This is a genomic window from Streptomyces sp. NPDC041124, assembly GCF_055592385.1.
On the sequence record NZ_JBVIYR010000003.1, the window covers coordinates 206,945 to 219,986 of the forward strand.

Annotated in this window: 10 protein-coding genes; 8 read left to right on the plus strand and 2 right to left on the minus strand. The window is 69.1% G+C overall.

The genetic code is table 11. From position 1 onward, the window contains the following. The first annotated feature begins 18 nt into the window (after positions 1–18). Positions 19–522, plus strand: coding sequence for an LppU/SCO3897 family protein (locus tag ACZ6A9_RS09180; protein ID WP_468981283.1), 504 nt, complete (start codon positions 19–21; stop codon positions 520–522). Between the two features lie 96 nt (positions 523–618). Here the strand turns inward: ACZ6A9_RS09180 and ACZ6A9_RS09185 are convergent, their stop codons facing one another. Further along, positions 619–2,085, minus strand: a complete 1,467-nt coding sequence (locus ACZ6A9_RS09185; RefSeq protein WP_468981285.1) for a CCA tRNA nucleotidyltransferase — start codon at positions 2,083–2,085, stop codon at positions 619–621. A 200-nt stretch (positions 2,086–2,285) separates the two neighbouring features. Here ACZ6A9_RS09185 and ACZ6A9_RS09190 point away from each other — a divergent pair, with 200 nt between their 5' ends. The 7 genes from ACZ6A9_RS09190 to trxA all read left to right on the plus strand — a co-directional run bounded on the left by ACZ6A9_RS09190 (position 2,286) and on the right by trxA (position 12,080). After that, positions 2,286–4,676, plus strand: coding sequence for a DUF6049 family protein (locus tag ACZ6A9_RS09190; RefSeq protein WP_468981287.1), 2,391 nt, complete (start codon positions 2,286–2,288; stop codon positions 4,674–4,676). A gap of 43 nt (positions 4,677–4,719) precedes the next feature. Beyond that, a complete protein-coding gene (gene murJ / locus ACZ6A9_RS09195) occupies positions 4,720–7,020 on the plus strand; it encodes a murein biosynthesis integral membrane protein MurJ (protein WP_468981289.1) in 2,301 nt (766 codons plus the stop codon). Between the two features lie 139 nt (positions 7,021–7,159). Continuing rightward, entirely contained in the window at positions 7,160–8,881 is a 1,722-nt protein-coding gene (locus tag ACZ6A9_RS09200) for a protein kinase family protein (RefSeq protein WP_468981292.1), read from the plus strand. Between the two features lie 26 nt (positions 8,882–8,907). Continuing rightward, a complete protein-coding gene (sigM, locus tag ACZ6A9_RS09205) occupies positions 8,908–9,633 on the plus strand; it encodes an RNA polymerase sigma factor SigM (protein WP_468981295.1) in 726 nt (241 codons plus the stop codon). Beyond that, positions 9,630–10,547: an anti-sigma factor family protein gene (locus ACZ6A9_RS09210; protein WP_468981301.1), complete on the plus strand. Its 918-nt coding sequence runs from the start codon at positions 9,630–9,632 to the stop codon at positions 10,545–10,547. The genes sigM and ACZ6A9_RS09210 overlap by 4 nt, the downstream gene beginning before the upstream one ends. A 190-nt stretch (positions 10,548–10,737) precedes the next feature. After that, complete coding sequence (gene trxB / locus ACZ6A9_RS09215; RefSeq protein WP_468981304.1) at positions 10,738–11,706, plus strand: thioredoxin-disulfide reductase; 969 nt, start codon at positions 10,738–10,740, stop codon at positions 11,704–11,706. Between the two features lie 41 nt (positions 11,707–11,747). Beyond that, positions 11,748–12,080, plus strand: a complete 333-nt coding sequence (gene trxA / locus ACZ6A9_RS09220) for a thioredoxin (protein ID WP_003991504.1) — start codon at positions 11,748–11,750, stop codon at positions 12,078–12,080. 108 nt (positions 12,081–12,188) lie between these two features. Here the strand turns inward: trxA and ACZ6A9_RS09225 are convergent, their stop codons facing one another. Further along, entirely contained in the window at positions 12,189–12,806 is a 618-nt protein-coding gene (locus ACZ6A9_RS09225; protein ID WP_468981308.1) for a GNAT family N-acetyltransferase, read from the minus strand. Positions 12,807–13,042: the final 236 nt, after the last annotated feature.

The following is a 13,042-nucleotide window of genomic DNA, read 5'->3' on the forward strand; positions in this document are numbered from 1 at the left end:
TGTTCCAGGGGGACCCCAGTGACTACTCCGCCGCCTCAGGGCAACCCGTTCGCGCAGGGCCAGCAGCAGCCCTACGGCCAGCCCCAGGGGCAGGCTCCCGACCCTGCCCAGGGCGGCTTCCCTCAGCAGGCCGGCCAGCCCGGTTTCCCCCCGCCGGGCGCTCCCGTGCCGCCGGCGCAGCAGGGCCGGAAACTCAGCTTCAAGATGATCAAAAACATCGTCATCGTCCTGGCCATCGCTGGTGCGGCCATCGGCGCCTACATCACCAGCCAGGACGACGCCAACACCGCCGCGGTTGGCGACTGCATGCACCGGGGCAACACCGACGACAACAACCCGGACCTCGAGGTCGTCGACTGCGGTGACGCCAAGGCCCAGTACGAGGTGCTCGCCAAGGTCGAGGGCAACTTCTCCGGCATCATGGCGCAGACCAAGTGCGAGGCAGAGGCCAAGGACTTCCAGTATTCCTACACGGAGACCAATGGCAGCAAGAGCTTCCTCCTTTGCCTGAAGGACAAGTAGGACAGACGACCAAGGGCGGTGTTTCACGTGAAACACCGCCCTTGGTCGTAGAGGAGGGGTCCTGTTTCACGTGAAACAGGACCCCTTTCCCCGTCCTCAGCCCTGCTGCTCGGCCCACCACTCCCTGAGCGCCTCGACCGCGGCGTCACGCTCCATCGGACCGTTCTCCAGGCGGAGCTCCAGCAGATGCTTGTACGCCTGCCCGACCGCCGGCCCCGGCTCGACCCCGAGGATTTCCATGATCTCGTTGCCGTCGAGGTCCGGGCGGATCGCGTCCAGCTCCTCCTGCTCCTGAAGCTGCGCGATCCGCTCCTCCAGACCGTCGTAAGCGCGGGAGAGCGCGGCGGCCTTGCGCCGGTTGCGCGTGGTGCAGTCCGAACGGGTCAGCTTGTGCAGCCGGCCGAGGAGCGGCCCCGCGTCGCGGACGTAGCGGCGAACAGCGGAGTCGGTCCACTCTCCCGTGCCGTAGCCGTGGAAGCGCAGATGCAGCTCGACGAGCCGCGAGACATCCTTCACCAGCTCGTTGGAGTACTTGAGCGCCGTCATGCGCTTCTTGGTCATCTTGGCCCCGACCACTTCGTGGTGGTGGAACGAGACACGGCCGTCGTTCTCGAAACGGCGAGTGCGGGGCTTGCCGATGTCGTGCAGGAGGGCCGCGAGGCGCAGGGTCAGATCGGGCCCCTCCTCCTCCAACGCCATGGCCTGCTCCAGGACGATCAGCGTGTGCTCGTAGACGTCCTTGTGCCGGTGGTGCTCGTCCCTCTCCAGGTGCAGAGCCGGCAGCTCCGGCAGCACATACTCGGCGAGCCCCGTGTCCACCAGCAGCGACAGCCCCTTGCGGGGGTGCGTGGACAGGATCAGCTTGTTCAGCTCGTCCCGCACCCGCTCCGCGGAGACGATCCCGATGCGCCCGGCCATCTCCTTCATCGCCACGACCACCTCGGGCGCCACCTCGAAGTCCAGCTGAGCGGCGAAACGGGCGGCCCGCATCATGCGCAGGGGGTCGTCGGAGAAGGACTCCTCGGGCGTACCAGGGGTGCGCAGCACCCGCTCGGCCAGGTCGGGAAGCCCACCGTGGGGGTCGATGAACCGCTTCTCCGGGAGCGCGACGGCCATCGCGTTCACCGTGAAGTCCCGGCGCACCAGATCTTCCTCGATGGAGTCGCCGTACGACACCTCCGGCTTGCGCGAGGTGCGGTCGTACGCCTCCGAACGGTACGTGGTCACCTCGATCTGGAAGCGCCGGTCGATCTCCCCGACGCGGGCGTCCTTCTGCGCGCCGACCGTACCGAAGGCGATCCCGACGTCCCAGACGGCGTCCGCCCAGGGCCGCACGATCTTCAGGACGTCCTGCGGACGGGCATCCGTCGTGAAGTCCAGGTCGTTGCCGAGGCGGCCGAGCAGTGCGTCCCGCACCGAGCCGCCGACCAGGGCGAGTGAGAACCCGGCCTCCTGGAAACGGCGGGCGAGATCATCGGCGACGGGAGCGACCCGGAGCAGTTCACTCACGGCGCGGTCCTGCACCTGACTCAGGGCACTGACTTCTTCATTGGCGTTCGGCACAACAGAAGAGGGTACGTGGCCCGAACGACCGGAAGCTCCCTCATTCCTGTGCTCGCGGACACCCCCGCTGATACACGGACAAGGCCCGCGCCCGCCGATCTTGTGAGTCGGTCCGCGGCACTTCCCCTCAGCGGGCATCGTTACCATGCGTGGACGCACATTCCGACGACCACTGACGACGACGAGGGACGGGCGAGCGCGTGGCCGAGGCGGCAGACTTCCAGGGGACGAGTCCCTCACCTGCCCACCGCTGGCTGCGGCGTACCGGAGCCCTGCTCGCCGGAGCGCCCCTGCTGGCGGGACTTCTCCAGCTGCCGGCCCCGCCGCCCGCCGTCGCGGCCGCACCGGACGCCCCGCAGGCCCCTTCGGGGGCGGGCTCGGTCGCCGTGTCGGTGGACTCCCTGACACCGGGTGCTCCCACCGAGGGCGACACCGTGACCGTGTCGGGGACGGTGACCAACAAGGGCAAGCAGCCCGTCACCGACGCTCACGTCGGCCTGCGCGTGGGGCCGCTGCTGGACACGCGCTCGGGCATCGAATCCGTCGCCAGGAACAGCGACGACGTCCGGAGCACCGTCGGCCCGGAGGTCGACGACAAGTACTCCGAGAAGTTCTCCGAGCTCACCCCGGGGGTCTCGCAGCCCTTCAGCCTCTCCGTGCCGGTGAACGAGCTGGACCTCGGACGGGACGGCGTCTACCAGCTGGCCGTCTCCCTGGCCGGGGAGACCTCCGCGCAGCCGTGGGAGCAGACCCTCGGCGTCCAGCGGACGTTCCTGCCCTGGAAGCCCGAGGCATCCGGCACCAAGACGAAGACGACGTTCATGTGGCCCCTGATCTCGACGGTCCACATGACGGCGGAGACCGGTTCGGACGAGCAGCAGACGCCGGTCTTCCATGACGACGAACTGGCCAAGGAGATCTCCCCGGGCGGCCGGCTGGACCGGATGGTGGCGCTGGGCAAGGAGCTCGACGTCACCTGGGTGATCGATCCGGACCTGCTGGCGTCGGTCGAGGCGATGACCGACCGTTACGAGATCCCCGGCGAAGGTGACGAGAACAGCCTCGGCAGCCACCAGGCCGTCGCCAAACGATGGCTCACCGAGGTGCAGCGGGCGGTGGCGGACAAGGAGGTCGTCGCGCTGCCGTTCGGCGACCCCGACCTGGCGTCCCTCGCCCACAACGGCACATCGGTCACCGGCTCGCTGAGCCACCTCAAGGAGGCCACCGATGTCGCCTCCGGCACCGTGGAGTCGATCCTCCACGTGACACCCACCACGGACTTCGCCTGGCCCGTCAACGGCGCCATCGACCCCTCCGTCGTCCGGGTCGCCACGTCCGCCGGAGCCGACAAGGTGATCGCCCGCAGCGACACCTTCGAGGAGACCGGTCTGACGTACACGACCTCCGCGCCGCGCCCCATCGGGGGCGGGACCACGGCCGTCGTCGCGGACGCACGGCTGTCCACGGCGTTCCAGGGCGATCTGACCAGGGCCTCGGCATCGGCGCTCGCCGTGCAGCGGTTCCTGGCCCAGAGTCTGACCCTCGATCTGCAGACGGACCGGCAGCGCAGCGTCGTCGTGGCGCCGCAGCGCGCACCGTCGGCGAGTCAGGCCCAGACAATGGCCGAGGCCATCAAGATCCTCCAGGGGAGTACCTGGTCGGAGTCCCAGAGCCTCACGGCCGCCGCCGGAGCCAAGCCCGACCCCGCCGCCACCACCAAGGTCCCCTCGGCTTCCTCGTACCCTGCCTCACTGCGCAAGCGGGAACTGCCGAAAGCGACGTTCGAGCAGATCATCAGGACACAGGCCAAGCTCGACAAGTTCAAGGTGATCCTGTTCGACCAGTCCCGGGTGGTGACCCCCTTCGGACGCGCCCTGAACCGGGGCATGTCCGTGTCCTGGCGTGGCCGGCCGGCCGACGCGGCGATCTACCGGAGCGGTGTCGAGTCGTATCTGGACGGGCTCATCGGCCGGGTGAGGCTGATCGACAAGTCGGAGACGAAACTCTCCGGCCGCAGTGCCACGATCCCCGTGACGGTCCAGAACAACCTGGTGCAGGGCGTCGAGCACCTAGTACTGCGGCTCACGTCGACCAATCCGACCCGGCTGGAGATCGGCGGGGCGGCCTATGAGGAACAGCCCGTCACCGTCTCCGGGGGCCACAGCCAGTCGGTGAAGTTCACCACGTCCGCCAATGCCAACGGCAGGGCCACCGTGGTCGCCCAGCTGTACACGCAGGACGGCCGGAAGTACGGCGACCCCGTCACGTTCGACGTGAAGGTCACCGAGATCACCGCCACGGTGATGCTGGTCATCGGTGGCGGCGTGCTGCTGCTCGTCCTCGCCGGCTTCCGGATGTACACCCAGCGCAAGCGAGCCGCGGCCCGCGAGACGGCCGAGCACGAAGAGGGCCGCGAGGCGGGCGAGGACGTCGACGGGCCGCAGAACCCCGGAGCTCCGGCGGAGCGTCTCCCTCAGGGGCCCGCGACACGCGCCGGGGAGGACGAACCCGAGCAGCCGAGTGACCCGGCACCGGACACCGCACCGGAAAACGCAGGCCCGTCGGGCACGGGTGAGAGAGTGGACCGTTGAGATGTCGTGGCCGGTGGGCCCGGGACGATGAGGTGGGGTAACCATGAACGCGCCGTACGACGGTGACCGCGGCCATGCCGCGGGCAACTCGGGCCACCCCGAGTCGGACCCCGCCGAGGGTCCGCCGCCCGGACACGGCCAGGTGCCGCCACCCCCCGCGGACCCGTACCTCCGGGACGCCTACGACCAGGACCCCTACCGGGCGCAGGACATCGCCGCCCAGGACCCGGTCGCCGAGGCCCTCTACGACCGCGCCGCGCACCCACCGCCCCCTCCGGGCAGCTACCCCCCTCAGCAGCCGCTGTACGGGCAGCCACCGCAGTCTCCGTACGCCCCCGATCCGCGCGTGTGGGCCCGGCCCCCCGCGCCGGAGCCGGACGGTCCGACACAGCACCTGCCCTACGGCGACGACCCGCGCACCACACAGTTCGTCGGCGTCGACGACCTGGTCGGCCGGGCCGGGGACCAGCGTCACGAGCCGGACGCCTTCGCCCACCTCTTCCGCGACCAGCAGCAGGGCGGTGTCTTCCCGGACCAGCAGCAGTACGGGGGGCACCCCGGGCACGCCCCGGCCGGCGGACCACAGCAGTACGCGTCCGCACCCGTACCGGGCCCCGCCTCCCCGACGCCAGGTCACTACGCCGGAGCCACTCCGCCACCCGCCGCCGAGGCCCCGGTGCCGGAACCCGCCCCCGCGCCCGCCCCGAAGAAGGGCGGCCGGGCCGGGGGACTGCTGAAGTCGAGCGCCGTGATGGCGGCGGGCACGATGGTGTCACGCCTCACGGGGTTCATCCGGTCCGCGATGATCGTCTCGGCGCTCGGCCTCGCGCTGCTGGGCGAGTCCTTCCAGATCGCGTACCAGCTGCCCACGATGATCTACATCCTCACCGTCGGCGGTGGCCTCAACTCGGTTTTCGTGCCCCAGCTGGTGCGGGCGATGAAGGAGGACGAGGACGGTGGCGAGGCGTACGCCAACCGCCTGCTGACCCTGGTGATGGTGGCCCTGGCCGCACTCACCGCCCTCGCGTGGCTGGCGGCCCCGCTCCTCGTGCGTGCCCTGTCCGTACCGGTGGCCAGCGACCCGCACGCCAACGACGTCGCCGTCACCTTCACCCGCTTCTTCCTGCCCTCCATCTTCTTCATGGGCGTGCACGTGGTGATGGGTCAGATCCTCAACGCCCGCGGCCGGTTCGGCGCGATGATGTGGACGCCCGTCCTGAACAACATCGTCATCATCGTCACGCTGGGCACGTTCATCTGGGTCTACGGCACCGCCGCCGACTCGAAGATGGAGGTCACGAACATCCCGCCGGAGGGTCTGCGGCTCCTCGGCGTGGGTGTCCTGCTCGGCCTCGTCGTCCAGGCCCTGGCGATGATCCCGTACCTGCGGGAGACCGGTTTCCGTCTCCGTCTGCGCTTCGACTGGAGGGGCCACGGGCTCGGCAAGGCGGCGAAGCTCGCCAAGTGGACCATCCTGTTCGTCCTCGCCAACCAGGCGGGCGCACTGGTGGTCACCCAGCTGGCCACCGCGTCGGTCAAGGACACCAGCATCGACGGTACGGGCTTCAGCGCCTACTCCAACGCCCAGTTGATCTGGGGCCTGCCCCAGGCCATCATCACCGTCTCCCTGATGGCCGCGCTCCTGCCCCGCATCTCCCGTTCGGCGGCCGACGACGACGCCGGTGCCGTCCGCGACGACATCTCCCAGGGTCTTCGCACGACAGCCGTGGCGATCGTGCCGGTCGCCTTCGGTTTCCTGGCGCTCGGCATTCCGATGTGCACGCTGATGTTCGGTGCCTCGGGCACGGACGCGGCGACCAACATGGGCTACATGCTGATGGCCTTCGGCCTCGGTCTGATCCCCTATTCCGTGCAGTACGTCGTGCTGCGGGCCTTCTACGCGTACGAGGACACCCGAACCCCCTTCTACAACACGGTCATCGTGGCGGCGGGCAACGCGATCGCCGCGGTCCTCTGCTACGTCCTGCTCCCGGCCCGCTGGGCCGTGGTCGGCATGGCGGCCTCGTACGGTCTGGCCTACGTGATCGGCGTCGGCGTCGCCTGGCGCCGGCTTCGTACCCGGCTGGGCGGGGACCTGGACGGCGCCCGGGTGCTGCGGACCTACGCCCGGCTGTGCATCGCCTCGATCCCGGCCGCACTGCTCAGCGGCGCGGCCTGCTACGGGATCAGCCAGGCGCTGGGCCAGGGGGTAGTCGGCTCGTTCGCCGCACTGGTGGGCGGCGGTGCCGTTCTGTTCGGGACCTTCTTCGTGGCGGCCCGGCGGATGCGCATCGACGAAGTCAACTCGCTGGTCGGTATGGTGCGCGGACGCCTGGGACGCTGAGGCAGGGGGTAGGCGCACAACCATCAACAGCCCCCGTGTGTCGTGCATGGCGGCGGACTGTGGGCACAATTGGTCTCGGCGTCGTACGGCGCGACGGACGTCGGCCGACGCGCAATGGATGGGGAGGCAGGGAACGACGGTGGCAGAACGGAGCACAGCTGCCGTCGACGTGGCAGACAACAGCGGCGAGCAGCCGCTGACCGCACAGGCGGACCAGTCCACGGCCGACGGGGTGGCCAAGAACCGGGAGCAGGACACGGACAGCGACGAGGCACAGGAGAGCACCGCAACCGACGGTGCCGGGAAGACCTCGCCGCCCGAACTGCACAGCGGTCACAAGCTGGCCAGACGCTACCGCCTCGAGGAGTGCGTCACCCGTCTGGACGGGTTCAGCAGTTGGCGTGCCGTGGACGAGATGCTCCGCCGTGCCGTCGGCGTGCACATCCTGCCCGCCGAACACACGCGTGCCCGGTCCGTGCTGGCCGCCGCCCGCTCCTCCGCCCTCCTGGGCGACCCCCGTTTCGTCCAGGTACTGGACGCCGTCGAGGAGAACGACGTCGTCTACGTCGTCCACGAGTGGCTCCCCGACGCCACCGAGCTGACCACGCTCCTGGCGACGGGACCGCTGGAGGTGTACGACGCCTACCAGATGGTCAGTCAGATCTCGGCCGCCATGGCCGCGGCACACCGCGAGGGCCTCGCCCATCTCCGTCTGAACCCCACCGCCGTCCTGCGCACCTCGACCGGCCAGTGGCGCATCCGCGGTCTCGCCGTCAACGCGGCGCTGCGCGGCGTCAGCTCCGACACTCCGCAGCGCACCGACACCGAGTCCATCGGTGCCCTGCTCTACGCGGCGCTCACCCAGCGCTGGCCGTACGAGAGTGACGCCTACGGCATGTCCGGCCTGCCGAAGGACATCGGGCTGATCCCGCCCGACCAGGTGCGAGCCGGTGTCCACCGAGGCCTGTCCGAGCTGGCCATGCGCGCGCTCGCCAACGACGGCGCCACCGCCTCGCGCCACGAAGCTCCGTGCACCACGCCGGAGGAACTGGTCAAGGCGATCGGCGAGATGCCCCGCATCCGTCCGCCGGAGCCGGCCTTCACCGCCCCGCCGGACTACCAGCGCACCACGTACCAGCAGGGCACCTACGGCCGGCCCGCGCCGCGTCCCGGTGCCACCCAGCCGGTACCGGTTCCGCCTCCCCCGCTGCAGAGCCGCACCGGCAAGGCGCTCAAGTGGGCCGTCTCGGCACTGCTGATCGCCGCGCTCGGCCTGGGCAGTTGGCAGCTCGCCGACGCCCTGATGGAGCAGGGCGGGAAGGCGGAGGACACGAACAAGACCCAGACGACGGATGAGGACGACAAGAGCGACAACAAGCCGGCGCCTCCCAAGCCGCTCACCGTCCAGGGCGCCCAGGAGTACGTCGCCAAGGGGCAGGCGCAGGCGCCCGGCGATGTGGCGAAGACCTACGACGGCGACAGCTCGACCTATTGGCGCACCAACAGCTACATCGACGGGCCGGACATGAATCCGGCCTTCAAGCCCGGCGTGGGCATCGTCTACGACCTCGGATCCGAGCAGACGGTCACGTCGTCGTCGATAGGCCTGCGCTACGCCGGCGCCCACACGACCGTCACGCTGTACGCGACGGACTCGATGAGTTCGTCGACTCCCATCGATGCCATGCGGAAGCTGGGAACGGTGAAGACGAACGGGAACGAGGCCACGGTGAAGGCCGACAAGCCGGCGAAGACCCGGTACGTGCTGGTCTGGATCACCGCCATGCCGTACGCGTCCGGTGACACCTACAGCAACGCCGGCTACAAGCAGGGCATCACCGACCTGAAGTTCAGCGGCTGACGTCTCGACGAAGGGGGGAGGGTCGGATGGCCGACGGCACCGCGTACGGCGACGCTAACGACCAGGAACTCCTCTCCCGCCATGTGGACGGGGACCCGGACGCCTTCGGTGAGCTCGTCCGCCGGCACCGGGACCGGCTCTGGGCCGTGGCCCTGCGCACGCTGGGCGACCGCGAGGAAGCCGCTGACGCCGTCCAGGACGCCCTCGTCTCCGCCTACCGGGCTGCCGATACCTTCCGCGGACAGTCCGCCGTCACGACCTGGCTGCACCGGATCACCGTGAACGCCTGTCTGGACCGTGCCCGCAAGGCGGCCTCCCGGAAGACCGCCCCGGTCGACGACGCGGAGCGTCTGGAGCAACTGCTGGAGCCGCACGAGTCCGCCTCGGCACCGGTGGAGCGCAACGATCTGCACCGCCAGCTCATCGAAGCGATGGGCACGCTGCCTCCCGATCAGCGGGCCGCGCTCGTCCTCGTGGACATGCAGGGCTACCCGGTCGCCGAGGCCGCCCGCGTCCTCGATGTGCCCACCGGGACAGTGAAGAGCCGGTGCGCCCGTGGCAGAGCCAGACTCCTTCCCTTGCTCAGTCACCTGCGCCCCGACGGTGGCGGTAAGAAAGAGAAGGAGGGCCAGGCGCGGAACCGTACTCGCGGGACGTCCGTCCCACCCGCAGCGGGGCCGCGGCAACCGGACCCCACGGACGCGGGAGTGAACGACCCGGCTGCAACGAAGGGCGGAGGTGGGCGAGCGTGACATCGACGAAGGACATGGCGGAGCACCCGGACGTCACGGAGATCTCCGACCTCACCGAGGGACTCCTCCCATCGGCCCGGAGCGCCGACGTACGCCGGCATCTGGAGACGTGCGCCCTGTGCATGGATGTCCACTCCTCTCTCGAAGAGATCCGGAGTCTGCTGGGCACGGTGGACGGGCCGCCCCGCATGCCCGCCGAGGTGGCGGGACGCATCGATGCGGCGCTTGCCGCAGAAGCGCGGTTGCAGGCCACAGCGCCGGATCCGGGAGCATGCGCGGAGCCGCTTGTCCCAGCTCCCACCGAGACGGACGACGATCCATCGCGTGTTTCACGTGAAACATCAACGTCCGCTGACCGGCCCACCGGGCGCGCGCGTTCCTCCACGACCGGCCCGGGGCGCAAGGGTCGACTGCGCCGCGGACGCCGACGGGTTGCGGTGCTGGGGACCGTCTTCACCGTTGCAGCTCTCGGTCTCGGCTCAGTGGTCCTGTCGTCCCTGGACAACGGCACAGGGTCACATGAGAGGAACCGGACGATCGCAGCGGACACCTTCTCCGAGGGGAATCTGGAGCAGCAGGTCTCCGATCTGCTCGCGGGCAGCGGGGGCCGGGCCAAGGGCTCCAGCTCCCCACAGACCTTCGGATTGGAGTCGGAGTCCGGCGGCGCGGCGAGCCCGAAGGTGCTCAAGGAACCCCTGGTGCCGCAGTGCGTTCGCGAGGGCATCGGGCGTGATGACGCCGCACTCGCCTCCGAGCAGGGCACGTACGAGGGGAAGGCAGCCCTTCTCGTGGTGCTTCCCGACGCCTCGGACGAGACCCGCGTCATCGCCTACGTCGTCGACAGGACATGCGTGGACACCCCGTCCTCGGCCGCCACGGCGGAGGTTCTGCTGAAGCACTCCTACGCGCGCTGACGATCCGGGGCGCTGTCTCCGCCCTTCGGTAGCCCGTACGGTGCCTGCCCCTTCTCGTCATCGGAGGGCGTTCCCGCGTGCGTGGGCACGACGGGAATGCGCGCCCCTTAGGATCCGTTGGGTGGGGTGAGAGTCCCGACAGAAGCTCCCCCCGGTCGAACGACGCAGACCAGAGACGAGGAAACAAGCCGTGAGTGACGTCCGTAACGTGATCATCATCGGCTCGGGGCCCGCCGGCTACACGGCGGCGCTCTACACCGCCCGTGCGTCGCTGAAGCCCTTGGTGTTCGAGGGCGCCGTCACCGCCGGCGGTGCGCTGATGAACACCACCGAGGTGGAGAACTTCCCCGGCTTCCAGGACGGCATCATGGGCCCCGAGCTCATGGACAACATGCGGGGCCAGGCAGAGCGCTTCGGCGCTGAGCTCGTCCCGGACGACGTGGTCTCCGTCGATCTCACCGGAGAGATCAAGACCGTCACGGACACCGCCGGCACGGTACACAAGGCGAAGGCCGTGATCGTCACCACCGGCTCGCAGCACCGGAAGCTCGGTCTGCCCAACGAGGATGCCCTCTCCGGCCGAGGCGTCTCCTGGTGTGCCACGTGTGACGGCTTCTTCTTCAGGGACCAGGACATCGCCGTGATCGGCGGCGGCGACACCGCGATGGAGGAGGCCACCTTCCTCTCGCGCTTCGCCAAGTCCGTGACGATCGTCCACCGTCGTGACACCCTCCGCGCCTCCAAGGCGATGCAGGAGCGCGCCTTCGCCGACCCGAAGATCAACTTTGTCTGGGACAGTGAGGTCGCCGAGGTCCAGGGTGATCAGAAGCTGTCGGGTCTGAAGCTGCGCAACGTCAAGACGGGCGAGCTCTCCGACCTGGCGGTGACGGGCCTGTTCATCGCGATCGGCCACGACCCCCGCACCGAGCTCTTCAAGGGCCAGCTGGAGCTCGACGAGGAGGGCTACCTGAAGGTCGACGCACCCTCGACACGCACGAACGTCACGGGTGTCTTCGCTGCGGGCGACGTGGTCGACCACACCTACCGCCAGGCGATCACCGCAGCCGGTACCGGCTGTTCCGCCGCTCTCGACGCCGAGCGCTTCCTGGCCGCTCTCTCCGACGAGGAGAACGCCGAGCCCGAGAAGACCGCTGTCTGACCCCCACCCGCCCCACGCATCAACCAGTTAAGGAGCCCGCTGTGGCCGGCACCCTGAAGAACGTGACCGACGACTCCTTCGAGCAGGACGTCCTGAAGAGCGACAAGCCTGTCCTGGTGGACTTCTGGGCCGCTTGGTGCGGTCCGTGCCGTCAGATCGCTCCGTCCCTCGAGGCGATCGCCGCCGAGTACGGGGACAAGATCGAGGTCGTCAAGCTGAACATCGACGAGAACCCGGGTACGGCCGCCAAGTACGGCGTCATGTCCATCCCGACCCTGAACGTCTACCAGGGTGGCGAGGTCGCCAAGACCATCGTCGGTGCGAAGCCCAAGGCCGCGATCGTCCGCGACCTCGAGGACTTCATCGCCGAGTAAAGACGAATGGCGTCACCAGCGGTACATGTTTCACGTGAAACACGAATGGGCCGGCCCGCCAGGGTCGGTCCATTCGCGTGACGTGCCGAGAGACGAACAGGATCCAGATCAGAGGGGGCGGAGCACCGGCTCCTTCTGCACGGCTCCGAGCAACCGGTCCAGCGCCATCTCCACGTCTTCCTTCCAGGAGAGCGCCGTCCTCAGTTCGAGCCGCAGCCGGGGGTATGCGGGGTGCGGGCGGACGGTTTTGAATCCCACGGCCAGCAAATGGTCGGCCGGCACGACACAGGCAGGTTCTTTCCAACGGGCGTCGCCGAATGCCTCGATCGCTTTGAAGCCCCGGCGGAGCAGATCCTTCACCACCGTCTGCACCATCACCCGTCCCAGACCCTGCCCCTGGTAGCCGGGCAGGATGAACGCGGTCATCAACTGCACCGCGTCGGAGGCCACGGGGCTCGTGGGAAATGCCATGGAACGAGGCACATAGGCGGGTGGAGCGTAGAGGACGAAGCCCACCGGGACGTCGTCGACGTAGACGACGCGGCCACAGGATCCCCAGTCCAGGAGAACCGAGGAGATCCACGACTCCTTCTCGTGCGCGGACGTGCCCGCCTTCACCGCTGCTTCGCCGCTGACGGGGTCTCTCTCCCAGAAGACACATGAGCGACAGCGCTGGGGAAGATCCTGAAGGTTGTCCAGCGTGAGCGGTACGAGCCGACGGCCCATAAAGGCTGTTCCTCGCTTCCTTCGCCCGCTGCCTCACGGGCGGCTGTCAGAGCACCCCGTTCCCGGATCAGGCTGCTGATGAAGCCGCTGACGACGCCCACCCCCAGCCCCGCGATCACCAGTCCGGTACGGCTCGTCATGCGCATGGCCCCTGCCTGCTGTCAGAGGCACTACCGGGTCGATGGGTCCTGTCCGAACGCATCGTATCCAGGAAGCGATTCCATCGATACCGCCAA

Excerpts from the sequence above, each read along its gene's own strand:
- ACZ6A9_RS09225 (WP_468981308.1), bottom strand. The coding sequence starts at position 12,806 with ATGGGCCGTCGGCTCGTACCGCTCACGCTGGACAACCTTCAGGATCTT.
- murJ (WP_468981289.1), top strand. The coding sequence starts at position 4,720 with ATGAACGCGCCGTACGACGGTGACCGCGGCCATGCCGCGGGCAACTCG.
- sigM (WP_468981295.1), top strand. The coding sequence starts at position 8,908 with ATGGCCGACGGCACCGCGTACGGCGACGCTAACGACCAGGAACTCCTC.